This is a genomic window from Salinibacterium sp. GXW1014, assembly GCF_044769865.1.
Lineage (GTDB): Bacteria > Actinomycetota > Actinomycetes > Actinomycetales > Microbacteriaceae > Homoserinimonas.
Window position 1 is genome coordinate 75,052 of record NZ_JBIZWA010000002.1, and the last position, 17,437, is coordinate 92,488.

Consider the following 17,437-nt stretch of genomic DNA (forward strand, 5'->3'; position numbering starts at 1 on the left):
CGAATATAAGGTTTGAGCTTATTTAGTCGTTCGCGTCCTCGTCATCCTTGCCGCGAAGGCGAAGCAGGCGCATTTGGCCGTCCTGCTTCACCTGCACGATGTTCCCGCGCGAGGTCAGGAACTCGGTGAAGCTCTTGTAGCCCAGCGCAGACTCCTGGAACGACGGGTCCATCCGCAACATCTGGTTCTTCACCGAGGAGCTCACGAGCCAATCAGCATCGTCCTTCGCGTGGCCGAGCCTGAGCGCGCGAGTCAGGAGGGCGGATGCTGCCTGCTGTGCTGCCTGCTTGGCACGCTTGCTGGGCGCAGACGGGGTCGTGCTGTCCGAGGAGGCCTTGGGGTTGGCGCGTCGGCGAGCGCGACCGTTGCCGGACGCATCGGCAGGGGCGGTGGCATCCGTCGTCTTCGGGTCCGGCTCCGGCGCCTCCACCTCGACTGGCTCATCGTCACTGATACCGGGGAGTGCGTCGTAGTCGGCGAACTCGTCGCAGGCGGCGGCGAGGAACTTGCTCGTTGAACCGGCGACTCCGATGCCGACGACGTAGCGCCCCAGTCGCGCCGCGCGCTGGGCGAGAGGGATGTAGTCGCTGTCGCCCGCCACAATCACGACATGGGTGAGATCTGGAAGGCGGAAGAGATCTTCGACGACATCGACCGCGAGGCGGATGTCAGCACCGTTCTTCATCGACTTGACGGCGGGAAACAGCTGCACAAGATCGACCGCACGCTCCATGAGCTGGCCCTTGTAGCTGGCGTTGACCTCGATCGACCAGTCTGCGTAGGCGCGGCTGATGACGATCGAGCCGAAGGATGACGCGTAGTCGAGCACCGCGCCGATGTCGACGGTCGCGCGCTCGAGTCGTGCTGCGAGATCTCGGTCGTCGCGAACGCTGTCGGCCGTGATGCTGCGGATCTGCTCCTTGATGAAGTGCCCGCGACCGTGGATCTGGTCATAACGGCTGATGACGATGTTGTCGAAGTCGATGTAGACGGCGACGCGTCCCTCTGTCGTTTCAGGCATATGCACAGTCTGCTGCCTCCGGCTGAGAGACGGAACCACGCGGGCGCTGGGCCTGCGGGCACGCGAGGGCTATCGTCGTCGCCATGACGAACATCGTGGAGAAACTTTCGGAGCGCGTCACCTCGTCGCTGGGCGCCAAGGTCAACTACGGAGAGAAGGTGCAGATCGGCGGAGTCGACGCGGTGCCCGTCTCCCTCGTCACCTTCGGGTTCGGAGGTGGGTCTGGGGGCGATGACAGCGCCGAGCAGGGCGAGGGCGGCGGTGGCGGGGGTGCGAGCATTCCCCTCGGCATGTTCGTGCCGGGGCCCAACGGCCCGCGATTCGCTCCAGCACTCATACCGCTCCTGGCGGTCTCGATCCCGCTCACCTGGGTTGCAGGAAAGGCGCTGAGCCGAGTCATCCGCGCGCTCAAAAAGTAGGGTCAGCCGCGGTCGACGGTGACCAACTCGACGTCGTGCACCTCACCGTCGGAAGCGACCGCCGTCATCATGGTGCACTGCGGCTGCCTGCGTCGATCGGTCGGCGACCCGGGGTTGAGCAGGCGCAGCCCCCGCGGTGTCGTCGTGTCCCACGGGATGTGGCTGTGCCCGAAGACGAGCACATCGGTGTCGGGGAACGCCGCCTCGCAGCGTTTCTCGCGACCCTGCGCGGCGCCCGTCTCGTGCACGACCGAGAAACGGATGCCCCCGATCGTCTCGTGCGCAACCTCCGGCAGTCGACGCCTGAGTTCCTCGCCATCATTGTTGCCCCACACCCCGATCAGGCGCGTCGCGCGCGCCTCCAGCTCGTCGAGCACGGATGCCTCGACCCAGTCGCCCGCGTGGATCACGACGTCAGCGCCATCCACCGCGCGCCATACCTGCTCGGGGATGCGCAAAGCGCGTTTCGGCACGTGCGTATCGGCGATCAGGAGAAGTCTTGTCATGCCGTCTCCGCCTCCGCGAGCTCGTAGTGCGCCGCGGGCTCCATCTTCGCGAGCTCCGCGCCGATGCCGATATCGACCACGACGATGCGGCCCGCATACGCGCGCGCCGGTGGCCGCAGCAGCCCGACCTTCATGGCGCCGAAGGTGACCGTGAGGTCGGCGGGCAGCACGGCGGGTGCTGGCACAGTGCCGTCGTCGGGGTCGACGCCGCTCGGCAGGTCGACGGCGACGACGAGCGGATGCTTCGGCTCGCGTATGACCGGCAACACCGACTCCACGATGGCGCGGGCGGCCCCGCGCAGGGCGGGGTCTCCCGCGGAACCGGTGCCCACGATCCCGTCGACGAGCACGTCGCAGGAGCGGGCGAGGCGAGCCGAAGCATCCGCGTCTTCGACCGTCGCCCCTGCGCCGACGGCCGCGCTCAGGCCCTCCTCGTGGAGCCGCGTCGAGGTGGGCAGGATGTGCACTCGGTGGCCCGTGCGGGCCAGTTCGGCGCCCGCCAGGAGCGCGTCGCCGCCGTTGTTGCCGGCGCCGACGAGCAACAGGACGCTTCCCTGCTGCGGCAACAGCCTCGCCACTTCCTCGGCGAGCGCGGCGGCGGCCCGCGCCATGAGCGGGACTCCGGCGGCGAGGAAGGGAGCCTCGGCATCGTGCACCTGGGAGGCGAGGTAGGCGTGCATAGCAAGAACCTTACGTCGGCGCGTAGCGTGGTCGGCATGTGGATCGCGGCGGCCGAGTTCGACATCCTGCTGGGAGACGTGCGGTCCCTCAAACAGAAGCGGTCGATCGTGCGCCCCCTCGTGGCGGAACTGCGCCGCTTCGACATCAGCGTCGCCGAGGTGGGGTATCTCGACCTGCATCGCCGGGCCCTCGTGGGTGCCGCGGCGGTGTCGTCGAGCGCCGCACGCGCGCGCGAGGTGCTCGACCGTGCGGAAGACGTCGTGGCCGAGCATCCGGAGTTCGAACTGTTGAGTGTGCGCAGGACGCTGCACTCGAGCGACGACGCGTAGCGCGACCCTGAGGCCAGAATCGGGGGAGACCCCGATATCGGCGTTGCCGTGCTGCGCCCTACGCTCGAGTCGCGCCCACCGGCACCAGCACCCGAAGGAGTCACCATGCACCGCCCCGCCCGCATCGCCGCCGCCGCTTCCCTCGTCGCGGCCTCCCTCGTCACCCTCAGCGGATGCGTACTCCTGCCGCAGAAGACCTTCGACGAGACCATCGCGATCGACGAGAAGATCACCGCGGTCGAGTTCGATGGCGACTCCGGCAGCGTGACGATCCTCGGAGTCGACGACCTCGACGCGGTGACGGTGTACCGCGAACTGCGGTATCGCTTCGACCTGCCCGACGAAGACTCGCACCGGGTCAGGGAAGGCGTGCTCGTCCTCGAGGACTGCGGCCCGCAGTGCTCGGTCAGCTACACGGTCGAGGTGCCCTCGCGCATCCCCGTCAGCGGTGCCACCAGCAACGGTGCGATCGACGTGAGCAACCTCGGCGATATCGACGTGAAGACATCCAATGGCCGCATCACGCTCGACGACATCGTGGGCGAGGTCCACGCCAAGACGAGCAACGGGCGCATCGAAGGGCGCGCGCTCAGCGACGGTACGGTCGAGGCCGAGTCGTCCAACGGCTCCATCGAGCTCGAGACCGACGGAACGGCGGATGTCACGGCGCACACCTCGAACGGATCCATCACCCTCACCGCACCCAGGGGCGACTACCGCATCGACATCGAGACCAGCAATGGCGGCACCTCGAACGACCTGGGCAGCGACCCGGATGCCGACATCCGCTTCGATCTGCGCACCTCGAACGGCTCCATCACGGTGCTTCGCGGCTGACGCGCGCTCGGGGTCAGGGGCGGAGCAGCACCTTCGTGGCCCGGCGTTCGTCCATCGCCGCGTAGGCCTCCGCTACCTCCTCGAGGGGAAGCTGCAGGTCGAAGACGCGGCCCGGGTTGATGGTGCCCGCGAACACCTCCTGCATGAGCTCCTCGATGTAACCGCGCACGGGGGCGACTCCGCCGCGCACGCCGACGTTGCTCTGAAAGAGACGCCGCACGGGCAACTCGGGGCCACCAGCGGGCACGCCGACGTAGCCCACCATGCCGCCGGGCCGCGCGGAGCGGATCGCCTGGTCCATCGACTCCTTGGTGCCGACACACTCGAGCACGCAGTCGGCGCCGACCCCATCGAAGAGCTCGCGGATGCGAGCGACCCCCTCGTCGCCACGCTCCGCCACGATGTCGGTCGCGCCGAACTCGCGGGCGATCTCTTGGCGGTCTTCGTGGCGCGACATCGCGACAATTCGGCTCGCGCCGAGTCGCTTCGCGGCGAGCACGGCGCAGAGCCCGACGGCCCCGTCGCCGACGACCACGACCGTCTTACCGGGGCTGACGCCGGCCGAGACTGCCGCGTGGTGGCCGGTGCCCATGACGTCGGCGAGGGTCAACACGCTCGGGATCAGGTCCTCATCGGGATGCCGCGGGGTGACGACGAGCGTGCCGTCGGCGTTCGGCACCCTGACGCGCTCGCCCTGGGCTCCGCTGGCGAGATGACCCTCGCGATCGGGGGCGCCCCACCAGCCGCCGTGCTGGCATGAGGTCGTGACGCCGTTGCGGCAGTTCACGCAGGTGTTGTCGCAGTGGTAGAACGGCGCGATCACGAAGTCTCCGACGGCGATGTGCGAGACCTCGGTGCCCGTGTCCTCCACGACACCGATGAACTCGTGGCCGATCGGCCGTGGCTCCCGCACCTTCTCCACGCCGCGGTACGACCACAGGTCGGAGCCGCACACGCAGGCGGCGACGACGCGCACGATCGCGTCACGAGGGGTCAGGATGGTGGGTTCCGGTACCTCTTCGAGGCGCACATCGCGCTCGCCATGGATCATCGTTGCTCGCATGCGTAGCAGTCTAGGCAGTCGCGATCTGCAGGAGACATACCGCTTGCGGCACCCCGTTGACCCCTGCCGCGGGCGCGGCTGCGTGCGCTAGCCTCGAGTCACCAGATCACGCGGAGGCAACAGTGGAATCGGCCGTCATGCAGCGACTCGTCGCGACCATGACCTTCGTCTTCCTCGCCTTCGCCGCCGTGCCGAGCGAGCCCATGACGGTCGTCCTGGCGATCACGACGACGCTTGTGCTCGGCTACGTCGCGCGTCGCTTGGCCTCACGCCCGAGCGCGGAGGCCACGGTTCCCGGCATCGGCCGCCGCGCACGGGCCCACCGTCAGGCGCTCGACCGTTCACCCGAGCCGCAGCATCCGACGACCGATGGTCGTCCGCGCAGTCGCGCCCCCGGAGCGCTCCTCTCCGCGTAGCCCCGCGGGACATCCATCCCTGCCGTTGCGCGTGCCGCGACGCGACCCTCGCGCGCGGCCTGCACGCCTGCGTGCCCCTTGACGCCCCATCCGGCGTCCCTTCTTCGATGCTGAACGGAAACCCTCATGGACTTCACCTCTCTCGCCCCTTTCTCCACCGTGCTCGACGCCGCCTACTCGGTCGTGCTCGCCTTCGCAGAACTGCTGAACCCCATCGCCGGGGCAATGTCGGCAGCCTTGGCGGTCGTGCTCATCACCGTCATCGTGCGCGCCCTCCTCATCCCCGTCGGCGTGTCCCAGGTGCGCGCCGAGTACACCCGGCGTCGTCTCGCGCCGAAGCTCGCGGAGCTGCGACGACGCTTCTCCAAGAACCCCGAGCTGTTGCAGCGCAAGACGATGGCGCTCTATGCGGAGGAGAAGGCCTCGCCCCTCGCCGGATGCCTTCCCCTGCTGCTGCAGGCGCCAGTGCTCTCGACCGTCTACGCGCTCTTCGCCTTCGCCGTCATCAACGGTCACGCCAATGTGCTGCTCGATGATTCCTTCCTTGGCACCGCCCTTGGCGATTCCCTCGTCGCGGCGGTCTCCAGCGGCGCGGGCTTCCTGGCCCACGCGCTCGTGATGGGCGTCATCGCTGTCGTCGCCTTCCTCTCGCGCCTCGTCGCCATCCGCTTCGCGGCCTCCGCGCCCGTGGTCGGCGACATCCCGGGCGCCCTCGCACCCGACGGGCCGCTCAGCTGGCTGGCCTTCGCGACCGTGGTCGTCGCGGCGGTCGTGCCGCTCGCCGCGGCGCTCTACCTTGCGGTCAGCACGAGCTGGACGCTCGGCGAGCGGGTCATCCTTCGGCGAGTGCTGGCTTCCGGGTGACGGCCTGCTCAGTAGAGGGTCTCGCCGCGCTCGAGCATCTCCACGAAGCGTGCGATCCGGCGCACGCGCGTCTCGGGGCGCTTCGCATCGTTCGTGCGGAAGATGATCGCGAAGCGGTTCTGCGAGCTCAGCGCGTCGAAGGCAGCGGATGCCACGGGCGAGGCATCGAGCGCGGCCCGGAGGTCTGCGGGTGTCTCCGCCGTCGCGACGCGATAGGCAGCATCCCAGCGGCCGTCCGCCTTCGCGGCCTCGACGGCGGCGATGCCGGCCGGGCGCATCCGTCCCGCCGCCGTGAGTCGCTCGATGTAATCGCGGTTGCGCTGCGACCACACGCTCTTGGGCCTGCGGGGCGTGAAGGACTGCAACACGAAGTCGCTGTCGAGGGAGTTGAGCTGGCCGTCGATCCAGCCGAAGCAGAGGGCGACATCGAGCGCCTCCGGGTAGCGGATGCCGGGCTTGGTGGAAGCCTTCTTGCGCAACTGCAGGCGCACCCCCGGGTGGGAGGATTCATGCTCGTCGAGCCACGCCTCCCATTCCTCGGCGGTGTGCGGATAGAGCACGGGCTTGTCGTTGTGTGCGACCACGACGACAGGCTATTGCGTGCAGCCGACATCACCGAGCGCGAGTACCGTGGAAGGACGACCAGAAGGAGACACGTGGACGACAGTGCGGGCACGCCCAGCTTCACCGCCGAGGAACTCGAGCTCATCGAGTCGATCTTCGGAATGGCCCGCTCCGGCAGCACGCAGGAGCTTGCAGCGCTCATCGACGGGGGAGTGCCCGTCAATCTGACGAACGCCAAGGGCGACTCGCTGCTGATCCTCGCGGCCTACCACCAGCATCCGGAGACCGTATTGGCCCTGCTGGAGCGCGGCGCCGACACCGATCGGGTCAATGACATGGGGCAGACGGCCATGGCGTGCGCCGTGTTCCGGAACAACGCGCAGATCGCCCAGGCGCTGCTCGACGCCGGGGCAGACCCTGACGTCGGCAACCACACGGCACTGGAGATCGCGCGCCAGTTCGGCATCAGTGACATGGTCGAGCTGCTCGAGAAGCACGCCGCGGGACCCCGTGGCAACTGAGGAGGGCGACGCCCGGCTCATCGAGGCGCTGCGTTCCGACCTCGCGTCCGCTCGATTCACGGTTGACACCCTCACGGCGCTGTGGGGGCCCGAAGCGGATGCCGCGTTGTTCCGCGGGCAGCGCGTGCCCGCCCTTCGCGCGCTCGACAGTGACGAATCGAGCGCAGGCACCCTCGCAAGGCTCTTCGTGCTCGGCCTTCCGATGAGTGTCGAGCGGCTCGACGCCGCGCTGCCCATGCTGGGCACGGCGGGCGCGGAACGGCTCGGGCTCGTCGCCCGCGTCGGCGATGAGGTCAAGCCGCGCCTGGACGTGCGCCCCTATGACTTCATCGACGCACACGGTGCAGGCAGCTTCGTGCTCGCGAGTGACCTCGGCGAGCTGGCGCTCGGCCGCGCGATCCCGGAGGGCCATGTGCTCGGTGTCGGGGGAGCGTCGCGCACGCTCAGCGGCCTCACGGTGCGCGACCGGGTCGGCTCCGTGCTCGACCTCGGCACGGGGTGCGGCATCCAGGCGCTCCATGCAGCCCGGCACGCCGACCGCGTCGTCGCCACCGATATCTCGAGCCGTGCGCTCGAGCTCGCACGCCTCAATAGCCGCCTTGCGGGGATCGAGACGGTGGAGTTGCGGGAGGGAAGCCTCTTCGAGCCCGTCGCGGGCGAACGCTTCGACCTCGTCGTCTCCAATCCGCCCTTTGTGATCACCCCTCGCATGGAGGGCGTGCCGAGCTACGAGTACCGCGACGGCGGCATGGTCGGCGACGACCTCGTCGCGGGGGTCGTGCGCGGCGTCGGCGAGCACCTGGAGCCGGGCGGGATCGCCCAACTGCTCGGCAACTGGGAGTACCGGGCCGGTGAAGACGGGCTCGACCGCGTCGGCCGTTGGATCGATGAATCGGGGCTCGACGCCTGGGTCGTGGAGCGCGAGGTGCAGTCGGTGGAGGAGTACGCAGAGACGTGGATCCGCGACGGTGGCACGCAACCCGGCACGAACGACTTCGACCGCCTGTACTCGGCATGGCTCGACGACTTCGCGGAGCGCGGCGTCGACCGCGTCGGTTTCGGCTATCTCACCCTGCGCCGGCCGCGCGAGGGCGCTCCGACGCTCCGCAGGCTCGAGCGCCTGCACGGCCCGCTCGGCTCGACGGCGCTGGGGGAGGCGATCGCCACCTCACTTCGCACGCATGACATCCTCACCGCGCTGGGCGACGAGCGGCTCGCGGATGCCCGGCTCACGCTCGCGGGCGACGTCACCGAGGAGCGGCACTACTGGCCGGGCGACGAGCATCCCACCGTCATGACCCTGCGACAGGGGGGAGGCTTCGGCAGGACGCGCCAGGTCGATACGGCGCTCGCGGCCGTGGTGGGGGCGTGCGATGGAGAGTTGAGCATCCGAGCCATCACGGCTGCGATCGCGCAGCTCCTGGAGGTCGACGCCGACAGCCTGCTCGCAGAGGTGCTCCCGGGCGTACGGGAACTCGCCTTCACAGGCTTCCTGCACTTCAGCTGAGAGCTATATCGCTCTGAGGCTCAACTGTCCAGGACGTGGGGCGGATCGACGATGTCGCGGTAGTCGTCGTGCTTCGCCACATACGCCGCCGCCATGGGGCACAGGGTCACGGCCCGCTTGCCCTGTGCCCGGATGTCGTCGAGCGCAGCCACGATCAACTTCGTGCCATAGCCCTGGCCCGTCTGGTCGTCGTCGACCTTCGTGTGGAGGATCACGCGACGGTCGCCGTCGTCGCGGTAATTGATATGGCCGATGACCTTGCCGTCGAGGGTGAGGTCATAGTGGTGGGCCTGCTCGTTGGGGATCACGGTCGCGTCGCTCATACGCCCATCCTCACCTCTCTGCCTACACGCCGGCTGGGTGGTGGCGCATGATTCGAACATATGTTCTAATGGGCGCATGCGCTGGAGCGGCCAGGAGATCAACGAGGAACAGGCGGATGCCCTGCCAGGCCTTGCCCGCCTGAACAACCTGGTGCGCACGACCCGCACGCCCGAGTTCGACGGCATCACCTTCTACGAGGTGCTCGCCAAGTCCGCCCTTAACCGGGTGCCAGGCCAGAGCAAGATGCCCTTCGGGTGGACGATCAACCCCATGCGCGGATGCCTGCACCAGTGCACCTACTGCTTCGCCCGGCCCACCCACAACTACCTCGACCTCGACGCGGGCCGGGACTTCGATACGCAGATCATCGTGAAGGTCAACGTGGGCGAGGTGCTCACGAAGGAACTCTCGAAGCCGTCGTGGGGAAGGCATCCGGTCGCCCTCGGCACGAACACCGACCCCTACCAGCGGGCTGAGGGCCGGTACCGGCTCATGCCGGGGATCATCTCGGCGCTCGCCGCATCCGGCACCCCCATCTCGGTGCTCACGAAGGGCACGCTGCTGCGTCGCGATCTCCCGCTCCTGTCTGAGGCGCGGCAGCACGTGCCGGTCGACCTCGCGATGTCGATCGCAATCTACGACGACGAACTGCAGCAGTCGGTCGAGCCGGGCACGCCCACGGCTGCTGCACGGCTCGCGACCGTGACCGCGGCGCGGGAGGCCGGATTCGGCTGCACGGTCTTCATGATGCCGATCCTGCCGTTCCTCACCGACACACGCGCGCACCTCGATGAGGCGCTCCGTCGCATCCGTGAGGCAGGGGCCACCTCGGTCACCTACTCTGCGCTGCATCTGAAGCCGGGCGTCAAGGAATGGTACTTCGCGTGGCTGGAGCGGGAGCATCCCGAGCTGTTGGGGCGATACCGCTCGATGTACTCGCGGGGCACCTACGCGCCCAAGGAGTACCGCAAGTGGCTCGCAGCCAAGATCCATCCGCTGATCAGGGCGCACGGCCTGCAGCGGGGGCTCGAGGATCCCGCCACGGGCGGCGTGATGTCGAGCGCGCTCGAAGGCGAGAGCGTGCCGACACGACGAACGGGCGAGCTCCCGAAGGAACTCGCCCGTGTCGGCGCGACGGCAGTGAGCCCGCCGTCGCTCATCTCAGAGGAGTTGCCGCCGGGCCTCGCCGCTCGGGCAATGGCGCAGCCAACCCTCTTCTGAGGCCTGTCGTCAGTTGTCGACCTCGCCGCGCCAGGCGCCGGTCTCGCGGCCACGGCCCTCGATGAACTCCTTGAAGTTCTTCATGTCGGCCTTGATCGAGCGGTCGTCGAACCCGAGCACCTCTCCAGCCTTCTCGACGAGGCCCTGGGGCTCCCAGTCGAGCTGCACTGTGACACGCGTCGAGGTATCGGTGAGCTTGTGGAAGGTGACGACGCCGGCGTGGTTGTCGTCGCCGCCGATGCTGTTCCAGGCGATGCGCTCGTCGGGAATCTGCTCCGTGATCTTCGCGTCGAACTCGCGCTCCTGACCGCCGATCACGACCTCCCAGTGGGTGACCTCGTCGGTCGTCTGGGTGATCTTCTTCACCATGCTCATGAAGTGGGGGAACGACTCGAACTGCGTCCACTGGTTGTACGCGGTGTTGACGGGCACGTCCACGTCGATGGTCTCGATTACCTGTGCCATATCCTGCTCCTTCGATAGTGGTGAGCCTTGGGATGGGGAGTGGCTCCCGGCTTCGGACGTTAGTCAGACCTGGCTGAGGGCTGTGCCTATTCACAGCGATCGCGGAGCAAGGGGATAGCCTCTCTGGGTGAGTGACGACCTCTTCGGCCCCGACCGCTACAGCTCCGACGTGCTCGCTGACTTCTCGCGACGCAGAAGGCCAACCCCGCCGCCGCAGGTCGAGGCGGTCGACGACCTCGTGATCGAGTGGGCAGACACCGGATACTGCGGCGCTGTCGTCGGGATCGATGGCCGACACGTGCAGCTGGAGGACTTCAAGGGGGCCGTGCGACTGTTTCCGCTCGGCCCGGGATTCCTGCTCGAGGGCAAACCCGTCGTGCTCACGGCACCCGCCCGCACGGCGCCGAGCGGGATGCTGCGTTCCGCCTCAGGCTCGGTGGCCGTGACCGACCACACGGCCCGCGTCGCGCGTGCGAGCCGCATCTTCGTCGAGGGTCGCCACGATGCGGAACTCGTCGAGAAGGTGTGGGGCCACGACCTGCGCGTCGAGGGCGTCGTGGTCGAGTACCTCGAGGGTGTCGATGACCTGGAGTCGATCATCCGCGACTTCCGGCCGACGGCGGAGCGGCGCGTTGGCGTGCTGGTCGACCACCTCGTGCCGGGGTCGAAGGAGCAGCGCATCGCCGACGCGGTGCAGCGCGGACCGCACGGCAAGAACGTGCTCGTGGTGGGGCATCCCTTCATCGATATCTGGCAGTCGGTCAAGCCGGCCCGCCTTGGCCTCGACGCGTGGCCCATCATCCCTCGGGGCATCGAATGGAAGCACGGCATCTGCGAGGCCCTCGGCTGGCCGCACGAGGAACAGGCCGATATCGCCCGCGCCTGGCAGCGCATCCTGGGCACCGTGCGCAACTATGCAGACCTTGAGCCCGTGCTGCTCGGCCGGGTCGAGGAACTCATCGATTTCGTGACGGCCGAATAGCGTAGGAGCCGTGACGCCTCTGGGGCGCTCGGCGCGGTAGAGTCGAGGCATGAACATCGTCGCCTTCGTGCTGTCTTTCGTCATCTTCGCCGGTGGCCTGGTCCTCATGGGGTACGCGCCGGAGATCGAGGGCCTCGAGCTCGTGTCGTTCCTCGGCGGAATCCTCGCCGTTTCCCTGGCGGTTGCGATCCCCGCCCACGTGCTGAAGCGCGCTGACCGCTAGCCGTATCGGATTAGCGGAGTGATCGGCTGAGCGCCGGTCTCACTTCACGTCCTCGTCCACCCAGTCGAGGGTGCGCAGCACGGCCTTGTCCCAGCTGCGGTTGAGCCTGTCTCGCTCGGCCGCCTCCATCGTCGGCTCCCAGCGCTTTCCCTCGCGCCAGTTCGCCCGCAGCTCGTCGAGGTCGCTCCAGAATCCTGTCGCGAGGCCAGCGGCATAGGCGGCGCCGAGCGCCGTCGTCTCGCCCACCTCCGGCCGCACGACGGGGAGGCCGAGGACGTCGGCCTGGAACTGCAGGAGCGTGTCGTTGCCGGTTGCCCCGCCATCCACCTTCAACTCCTCGAGTCGCGTGCCGGTGTCTGCCGTCGCGGCGTCGAGCACCTCGCGGGTCTGGAACGCGATCGACTCGAGTGCGGCACGGGCGATGTGCCCCTTGTTGACGAAGCGGGTCAGGCCCACGAGGGCACCACGGGCATCCGGTCGCCAGTGGGGAGCGAAAAGACCGGAGAAGGCCGGCACGAAGTACGCCCCGCCGTTGTCGTCGACACTCAGCGCGAGCGACTCGACCTCCTCGGCCTTCGAGATGATGCCGAGGTTGTCACGAAGCCACTGCACGAGGGAGCCCGTCACGGCGATGGACCCCTCGAGCGCATAGTGGGGCTCGCCGTCGCCCAGCTTGTACGCGATCGTCGTGAGCAGGCCGTTGCCACTCATGACGGGTTCCGTTCCCGTTCCGACGATCAGGAAGTTGCCCGTGCCGTAGGTGTTCTTGGCCTCACCCGCGTCGAAGGCGGCCTGGCCGAACGTCGCCGCCTGCTGGTCGCCGAGGATGCCCGCGATCGGCGTCTCGCGCAGTAGGCTCGACGGCCCCGCCGTGCCGTACACCTCGCTAGAGCTGCGCACCTCGGGCAGCATCGAGGCGGGGATGCCGAAGGCGTCGAGGATGTCGGGCCGCCACTCGAGCGTGCGAAGGTCGAGCAGCAGCGTGCGGCTCGCATTGGTGACATCCGTCGCATGGACTCCGCCGCGTACGCCGCCCGTGAGGTTCCAGAGCACCCATGTGTCGGTCGTGCCGAAGAGCAGCTCGCCGCGCTCGGCCCGTTCGCGCGCGCCCTCGACGTTCTCCAGGATCCAGGCGATCTTCGTCGCCGAGAAGTAGGTGCTGAGCGGCAGGCCCGTCGCCTCCCTGAAGCGGTCGAGGCCCCCGTCAGCCGCGAGTCGCTCGACAATGCCCTGGGTGCGGGTGTCCTGCCAGACGATCGCGTTCGTGATCGGTCGACCCGTCTTGGCATCCCAGACGACCGTTGTCTCGCGCTGGTTCGTGATGCCGACCGCATGGATCGAGTGGCGGGTGATATCGGCCCGAGAAAGCGCTTGGCCGACGACCTCGCGCACGCCGTTCCAGATCTCGGATGCGTCGTGCTCGACCCATCCCGCTCGCGGCAGTATTTGCCGGTGCTCCTTCTGTCCGACACTGACGACGGCCCCGGAGCGGTCGAAGACGATGGCTCGAGAACTCGTCGTGCCCTGGTCGATCGCGAGAATGTATCGGGCGTCGTCGCTCATCAGAGCAGGCTATCGCGCACCACTCGCCGAAGAGTCTTGCCGATGAGGGATTTCGGCAGTTCGTCGACCTCGATCACGCGCCTCGGCACCTTGTAGGGCGTGAGCAGCGGACGCACGTGCGTGCGCACGGCTTCGGCGTCGAAGGTGGCACCGGGGCGCAGCACGACGGCGGCCACGACCTCCTCGCCGTTGCGTTCGTTCGGGATGCCGACGACGGCCGCGTCCACGATGTCCTGGTGGGTCTTGACGGCTTCCTCGACCTCGCTCGGCGACACGTTGAAGCCGCCGGTGATGATGAGTTCCTTGATGCGGTCGACGATCGTGACGAAGCCGCCCGTGTCGATCGTCACGATGTCGCCCGTGCGGAACCAGGGCGCGCCGCCGTCGGGGTCGGGCACGAAGACGGCGGCCGTCTCCTCCGGCTTCTTCCAGTAGCCGCTCATGACCTGCGGGCCGCGCACGACGAGTTCACCCGGCTCCCCGAGGGGAAGCTCGACGGAGGGATCGTCGGGGTCGATGACCTTCGCCTCCGTGTCGGGCAGGGGGAGGCCGACCGTGCCGGCGCGGCGTGCTTCCGAGACCGGGTTCGCCATGAGCACGGGGGAGCACTCCGAGAGGCCGTAGCCCTCGTTCAGGTAGCCGCCCGTTGCCTCCTCCCACGGTTCGACGAGGGCGGTCGAGAGGGGCATGGCTCCCGAGATGCTCACCTGCACCCCCTCGAGGAAGACGCCCTGCTCCTTCGCGGCCGTGAGGAGTCGCTCGTAGATGGGCGGTACGGCAGGGAGTACGGTGGCGGGGCGCTTGCGCATGACCTTGAGCACGAGGTTGGGGTCGAACTTCGGGAAGAGCACGAGGCGTGCGCCCATGCTCATGGCGAAGGTGAGGCAGAGCGTGAGCCCGTAGGCGTGGAACATGGGCAGCACCGCGTAGAACACGCAGCCCTCACCGCGCGGCACGGAGGGCACCCAGGCGCGGGCCTGCGCGGCATTGGCCGCGAGGTTGAGGTGCGTGAGCGTGGCGCCCTTGGGGTGCCCGGTCGTGCCGCTCGTGTACTGGATGACCGCGACGTCGTCGATCGTCGGCTTCGGCACGTCGCCACTGATGCGGTCCGAGGTCAACAGCTCGTGCCATGGCGTCGTGCCTGAGACGGCCGTCGTGAGCGAGGCGCGGGTCTCGCGCAGGCGCGGCACCGGCAGACGGAGCGCCGCCCGGGTGAGCGCAGGCATGGCGCGCGTCACGTCGACCGAGACGATGGCATCCACCGCGACATCGGCGGGGAACGCCTGGATGTGCTCGACGACCTTGTCCCAGGCGATCACGACCTTGGCGCGGTGGTCCTCGAACTGGTGACGCAGCTCTCGCGCGGTGTAGAGCGGATTGTGCTCGACGACGATCGCTCCGAGTCGCAGCACGGCATAGAACGCGGCGATGTGCTGCGGGCAGTTCGGCAGCACGAGTGCGACCGGATCGCCCGCCGTCACGCCGAGGGCACGAAGCCCTTCAGCGGCCCGGTCGATCTGCTCGCCCAGTTGGGCGTAGCTCGTCGTCGAGCCGAAGAACTCGAGGGCGGGTGCATCCGGGAACTCGCGCACGGAGTTCTCGACGATGTCGAGCAGGCTGCCCTTCGGGAGCTCGAGTTCGTGCGGCACTCCCGGTGCGTAGTTCGCGAGCCAGGGGCGCGGGGGATTCGAAGGGGAGGAGTGCTCGTTCACTCCGACAGCCTAGTCACGCATGCCGGCAGAGGATGCCACGGGGCGGCGCAGCAAGGCCAGCCTGCTGGCGGTCCGCGCGACGTCGATGGGCAGGCCGTCGACGCCGAGGCCGAGTTCCTCGCGGTCGGCAACCGCGCCACGTTCGGTCGGCACGGGGGTGCCCTCGAGCACCTCCTCGGGCGACAGCTCGCTCAGGAAGCTCGCGGCGACGCCGCGGTCGTTGAGCACGTCGACGAGGTTGAGGAAGCGCTGGCGCGCCTGTGGCGAGCACGTCGTGAGCCGGGGCACGCCCTCCACGACCCACGTCGACCAACGCTCGGCCCACTCCAAGTAGTCGCTGGGGGAGGTCGGGCGCTCGCACAGCTCGGCGAAGGTGATCCAGAGCTCCGAATCATCCGCTCGTCGTGCTGTCACGCCCTTGCCGCTGCTGCGGAGTTCGTGGGCCTCTCCAGCCGTCGGCTCTGCCCGCAGGCCGTATGGCTCCCAGCTGCCGCGAGCGAAACCCTGACGGCGCTCCTCCGGCCGTTCGCGACGGCGGTAGTCGGTCGTGCCGTCGAGTGTGACGACCTGCATCGTCGACTCGATGAGGCGGATGCCCGGCTCGAAGAGGTGGTGGAAAAGCGGGTCGGGAAGCAGTCCGCTCGGCGGGTAGTTCGAGGTGGCGAGCAGCGGAATGCCGCGCTCGGCGATGCGCCGCAGCACCCTCAGCGCGAGCGTCGCGTCGCCGGCGTCGTGCAGGTGGAACTCGTCGAAGTACAGCAGGTTCACGTGGTCGAGCAGCGTGTCGATCGCCTCGTCGATCGCTCCCGCACGCGGGCGGCCATCCCGGTAGAGGTTGGCGTGCAGTTGCCGATAGAAGGAGTGGAAGTGCAGTCGCCGGATGCCCTTCGGCGGCAGCGCCGAGACGAAGGCGTCCGCGAGCCAGGTCTTGCCCCGTCCGACGGTGCCCCACAGGTAGAGGCCGCGGCCCGGGGCATCCGACGTCTCGCCGAGCGCAGCGCCGAACTCAGCGAGCGCGTGCACCGCCTGCAGCTGGTGCTCGTCGAGCGTGTGTCCGGCCGCGTGTGCCGCCGACTCGATCGACGCACGGATGTCAGGGGCAGCGGGGGAGGGACTCACCCTCCCACGCTACCTGCTGCGCTCAGAGCCCCTTGCCGCCCGTCACCGGCAGCACGGCGCCCGACACGTAGCTCGCGTCCTCCGACGCGAGGTACACATAGGCGGGTGCCAGCTCGGCAGGCTGGCCGGCCCGACCCAGGGGAGTGTCCTGCCCGAACTCGGGAAGCTTGCTCGGCCATCCCGTGGCCGGGATCAGGGGCGTCCAGATTGGGCCCGGCGCAACCGCGTTGACACGGATGCCCTTCTCGCCCACCTCCTGGGCGAGGGCCTTGACGAAGGCCACCTGCGCCGCCTTCGTCATCGCATAGTCGATCAGTTCGGGCGAGGGGTTGAATGCCTGGATGGACGAGGTCACCGTGATGGTCGAACCAGCGCTGAGCGACGGCAGCGCCGTGCGTGCGATCCAGAGCATCGAGTAGAGGTTGGTCTCGAACACGCGGCGGAACTCCTCGGTGGGCAGCTCTGCAAGCGATTCACGGTTCTTCTGGTAGCCCGCGTTGAGCACAAGTGTGTCGAGCCCGCCGAACTCGCCGATCGTGCGCTCGACGACCGAGGTGCTGTGCTGCTCATCGCGCAGGTCACCGGGGAGGAGCAGCGCGCGACGCCCCGCCGAACGAATCAACTCCGCCGTCGACTCGGCATCCTCCGTCTCTTCCTCCAGGTAGGTGATCGCGACATCCGCCCCCTCGCGGGCGAAGGCGATCGCGACCGCGCGGCCGATGCCGGAATCGCCACCCGTGATGAGTGCCCTGCGCCCCTCGAGGCGTCCCGTGCCGACATAGCTGTCCTCCCCGTGGTCGGGAGTGGGCATCGTCTCGTCAGTGGTGCCCGGCTGGGAGAGATCCTGCTCCGGGAACCCCTCTTCGCGGTAGGCAGAGCGGGGATCCTCATTCGAGCCGTTCTGCGATGACGTCTGGCCTGGGTTCGTGGTGTTCTCGCTCATGGCGGCGAGGTTACGCTTGCGTGAACTTCGCGGCCCCCAGCGGTTTCCCTGTTGATGTGTCCCCCAGTCGGGGGTACGTTGACGGCAACGTCGCGAATCGGGTCGCGACTGCCGGAGGTTCTCACCGGCCCTGCGGGGCTGTTGAGTTCGGCATGCA

Annotated in this window: 21 protein-coding genes; 10 read left to right on the forward strand and 11 right to left on the reverse strand. The window is 68.4% G+C overall.

Annotation, left to right across the window (positions count from 1 at the left end):
• Positions 1-22: 22 nt before the first annotated feature.
• Positions 23-1,021 carry an NYN domain-containing protein gene (locus tag ACIQK7_RS10090; protein WP_403024243.1) on the reverse strand — a complete coding sequence of 333 codons (999 nt, stop codon included), beginning with the start codon at positions 1,019-1,021 and terminating at the stop codon, positions 23-25.
• Between the two features lie 83 nt (positions 1,022-1,104).
• On the opposite strand from ACIQK7_RS10090, the gene ACIQK7_RS10095 reads away from it, so the two are divergent.
• Positions 1,105-1,440, forward strand: a complete 336-nt coding sequence (locus ACIQK7_RS10095) for a hypothetical protein (RefSeq protein ID WP_403024246.1) — start codon at positions 1,105-1,107, stop codon at positions 1,438-1,440.
• A gap of 2 nt (positions 1,441-1,442) precedes the next feature.
• Here ACIQK7_RS10095 and ACIQK7_RS10100 read toward each other — a convergent pair whose 3' ends face one another.
• Positions 1,443-1,946, reverse strand: coding sequence for a metallophosphoesterase family protein (locus ACIQK7_RS10100; protein WP_403024248.1), 504 nt, complete (start codon positions 1,944-1,946; stop codon positions 1,443-1,445).
• Positions 1,943-2,626 (reverse strand): NAD(P)H-hydrate epimerase, encoded by a 684-nt coding sequence (locus ACIQK7_RS10105; protein ID WP_403024251.1) that lies wholly within the window; start codon positions 2,624-2,626, stop codon positions 1,943-1,945. The genes ACIQK7_RS10100 and ACIQK7_RS10105 overlap by 4 nt, the downstream gene beginning before the upstream one ends.
• A 36-nt stretch (positions 2,627-2,662) precedes the next feature.
• Between ACIQK7_RS10105 and ACIQK7_RS10110 the strand changes: the two genes are divergently transcribed.
• Positions 2,663-2,956: a DUF503 domain-containing protein gene (locus tag ACIQK7_RS10110; protein WP_403024254.1), complete on the forward strand. Its 294-nt coding sequence runs from the start codon at positions 2,663-2,665 to the stop codon at positions 2,954-2,956.
• A 105-nt stretch (positions 2,957-3,061) separates the two neighbouring features.
• The gene (locus ACIQK7_RS10115; protein WP_403024256.1) at positions 3,062-3,793 is read left to right on the forward strand and encodes a DUF4097 family beta strand repeat-containing protein; all 732 of its coding nucleotides are present in this window, start codon (positions 3,062-3,064) and stop codon (positions 3,791-3,793) included.
• A gap of 13 nt (positions 3,794-3,806) precedes the next feature.
• On the opposite strand, the gene ACIQK7_RS10120 is transcribed toward ACIQK7_RS10115, so the two are convergent.
• Complete coding sequence (locus tag ACIQK7_RS10120) at positions 3,807-4,856, reverse strand: zinc-dependent alcohol dehydrogenase family protein (protein ID WP_403024259.1); 1,050 nt, start codon at positions 4,854-4,856, stop codon at positions 3,807-3,809.
• A gap of 122 nt (positions 4,857-4,978) precedes the next feature.
• Here ACIQK7_RS10120 and ACIQK7_RS10125 point away from each other — a divergent pair, with 122 nt between their 5' ends.
• Both ACIQK7_RS10125 and ACIQK7_RS10130 read left to right on the forward strand, forming a co-directional pair.
• The gene (locus ACIQK7_RS10125; RefSeq protein ID WP_403024262.1) at positions 4,979-5,272 is read left to right on the forward strand and encodes a hypothetical protein; all 294 of its coding nucleotides are present in this window, start codon (positions 4,979-4,981) and stop codon (positions 5,270-5,272) included.
• Between the two features lie 126 nt (positions 5,273-5,398).
• Positions 5,399-6,136 (forward strand): membrane protein insertase YidC, encoded by a 738-nt coding sequence (locus ACIQK7_RS10130; RefSeq protein ID WP_325210478.1) that lies wholly within the window; start codon positions 5,399-5,401, stop codon positions 6,134-6,136.
• Between the two features lie 8 nt (positions 6,137-6,144).
• On the opposite strand, the gene ACIQK7_RS10135 is transcribed toward ACIQK7_RS10130, so the two are convergent.
• Positions 6,145-6,720, reverse strand: coding sequence for a YdeI family protein (locus tag ACIQK7_RS10135; protein ID WP_403024265.1), 576 nt, complete (start codon positions 6,718-6,720; stop codon positions 6,145-6,147).
• Between the two features lie 72 nt (positions 6,721-6,792).
• On the opposite strand from ACIQK7_RS10135, the gene ACIQK7_RS10140 reads away from it, so the two are divergent.
• Both ACIQK7_RS10140 and ACIQK7_RS10145 read left to right on the forward strand, forming a co-directional pair.
• The gene (locus ACIQK7_RS10140) at positions 6,793-7,221 is read left to right on the forward strand and encodes an ankyrin repeat domain-containing protein (protein ID WP_403024267.1); all 429 of its coding nucleotides are present in this window, start codon (positions 6,793-6,795) and stop codon (positions 7,219-7,221) included.
• Positions 7,211-8,728, forward strand: coding sequence for a methyltransferase (locus tag ACIQK7_RS10145; RefSeq protein ID WP_403024270.1), 1,518 nt, complete (start codon positions 7,211-7,213; stop codon positions 8,726-8,728). Before ACIQK7_RS10140 ends, ACIQK7_RS10145 begins: the two co-directional genes overlap by 11 nt.
• Before the next feature lie 20 nt (positions 8,729-8,748).
• Here the strand turns inward: ACIQK7_RS10145 and ACIQK7_RS10150 are convergent, their stop codons facing one another.
• Positions 8,749-9,237 carry a GNAT family N-acetyltransferase gene (locus ACIQK7_RS10150; RefSeq protein ID WP_403024273.1) on the reverse strand — a complete coding sequence of 163 codons (489 nt, stop codon included), beginning with the start codon at positions 9,235-9,237 and terminating at the stop codon, positions 8,749-8,751.
• Here ACIQK7_RS10150 and ACIQK7_RS10155 point away from each other — a divergent pair.
• Complete coding sequence (locus ACIQK7_RS10155; protein ID WP_403024275.1) at positions 9,128-10,273, forward strand: Rv2578c family radical SAM protein; 1,146 nt, start codon at positions 9,128-9,130, stop codon at positions 10,271-10,273. The genes ACIQK7_RS10150 and ACIQK7_RS10155 overlap by 110 nt on opposite strands.
• 9 nt (positions 10,274-10,282) lie before the next feature.
• Here ACIQK7_RS10155 and ACIQK7_RS10160 read toward each other — a convergent pair whose 3' ends face one another.
• Positions 10,283-10,738, reverse strand: coding sequence for an SRPBCC family protein (locus tag ACIQK7_RS10160; protein ID WP_403024278.1), 456 nt, complete (start codon positions 10,736-10,738; stop codon positions 10,283-10,285).
• A gap of 127 nt (positions 10,739-10,865) precedes the next feature.
• Between ACIQK7_RS10160 and ACIQK7_RS10165 the strand changes: the two genes are divergently transcribed.
• The gene (locus tag ACIQK7_RS10165; protein WP_403024280.1) at positions 10,866-11,720 is read left to right on the forward strand and encodes a DUF3097 domain-containing protein; all 855 of its coding nucleotides are present in this window, start codon (positions 10,866-10,868) and stop codon (positions 11,718-11,720) included.
• Positions 11,721-11,769: 49 nt separating this feature from the next.
• Positions 11,770-11,943, forward strand: a complete 174-nt coding sequence (locus ACIQK7_RS10170; RefSeq protein WP_325210469.1) for a hypothetical protein — start codon at positions 11,770-11,772, stop codon at positions 11,941-11,943.
• Positions 11,944-11,982: 39 nt separating this feature from the next.
• Here ACIQK7_RS10170 and glpK read toward each other — a convergent pair whose 3' ends face one another.
• The 4 genes from glpK to ACIQK7_RS10190 are packed head-to-tail and all read right to left on the reverse strand — an operon-like array spanning position 11,983 to position 17,280.
• The gene (gene glpK / locus ACIQK7_RS10175; protein WP_403024283.1) at positions 11,983-13,506 is read right to left on the reverse strand and encodes a glycerol kinase GlpK; all 1,524 of its coding nucleotides are present in this window, start codon (positions 13,504-13,506) and stop codon (positions 11,983-11,985) included.
• Positions 13,506-15,218, reverse strand: coding sequence for a long-chain-fatty-acid--CoA ligase (locus tag ACIQK7_RS10180; RefSeq protein ID WP_403024286.1), 1,713 nt, complete (start codon positions 15,216-15,218; stop codon positions 13,506-13,508). Before ACIQK7_RS10180 ends, glpK begins: the two co-directional genes overlap by 1 nt.
• 9 nt (positions 15,219-15,227) lie before the next feature.
• Positions 15,228-16,337, reverse strand: coding sequence for a cell division protein ZapE (zapE, locus tag ACIQK7_RS10185; RefSeq protein WP_403024289.1), 1,110 nt, complete (start codon positions 16,335-16,337; stop codon positions 15,228-15,230).
• 22 nt (positions 16,338-16,359) lie between these two features.
• Entirely contained in the window at positions 16,360-17,280 is a 921-nt protein-coding gene (locus ACIQK7_RS10190) for an SDR family oxidoreductase (protein WP_403024292.1), read from the reverse strand.
• Between the last annotated feature and the right edge of the window lie 157 nt (positions 17,281-17,437).

Bases quoted from the DNA above. Each gene is read 5' to 3' on its own strand.
- glpK (WP_403024283.1), bottom strand. From the start codon at position 13,506: ATGAGCGACGACGCCCGATACATTCTCGCGATCGACCAGGGCACGACG.
- ACIQK7_RS10110 (WP_403024254.1), top strand. From the start codon at position 2,663: ATGTGGATCGCGGCGGCCGAGTTCGACATCCTGCTGGGAGACGTGCGG.
- ACIQK7_RS10120 (WP_403024259.1), bottom strand. From the start codon at position 4,856: ATGCGAGCAACGATGATCCATGGCGAGCGCGATGTGCGCCTCGAAGAG.
- ACIQK7_RS10105 (WP_403024251.1), bottom strand. From the start codon at position 2,626: ATGCACGCCTACCTCGCCTCCCAGGTGCACGATGCCGAGGCTCCCTTC.
- ACIQK7_RS10090 (WP_403024243.1), bottom strand. From the start codon at position 1,021: ATGCCTGAAACGACAGAGGGACGCGTCGCCGTCTACATCGACTTCGAC.
- ACIQK7_RS10170 (WP_325210469.1), top strand. From the start codon at position 11,770: ATGAACATCGTCGCCTTCGTGCTGTCTTTCGTCATCTTCGCCGGTGGC.
- ACIQK7_RS10115 (WP_403024256.1), top strand. From the start codon at position 3,062: ATGCACCGCCCCGCCCGCATCGCCGCCGCCGCTTCCCTCGTCGCGGCC.
- ACIQK7_RS10160 (WP_403024278.1), bottom strand. From the start codon at position 10,738: ATGGCACAGGTAATCGAGACCATCGACGTGGACGTGCCCGTCAACACC.
- ACIQK7_RS10130 (WP_325210478.1), top strand. From the start codon at position 5,399: ATGGACTTCACCTCTCTCGCCCCTTTCTCCACCGTGCTCGACGCCGCC.
- ACIQK7_RS10150 (WP_403024273.1), bottom strand. From the start codon at position 9,237: ATGCCGTCGAACTCGGGCGTGCGGGTCGTGCGCACCAGGTTGTTCAGG.
- ACIQK7_RS10095 (WP_403024246.1), top strand. From the start codon at position 1,105: ATGACGAACATCGTGGAGAAACTTTCGGAGCGCGTCACCTCGTCGCTG.
- ACIQK7_RS10155 (WP_403024275.1), top strand. From the start codon at position 9,128: ATGCGCTGGAGCGGCCAGGAGATCAACGAGGAACAGGCGGATGCCCTG.
- ACIQK7_RS10190 (WP_403024292.1), bottom strand. From the start codon at position 17,280: ATGAGCGAGAACACCACGAACCCAGGCCAGACGTCATCGCAGAACGGC.
- ACIQK7_RS10100 (WP_403024248.1), bottom strand. From the start codon at position 1,946: ATGACAAGACTTCTCCTGATCGCCGATACGCACGTGCCGAAACGCGCT.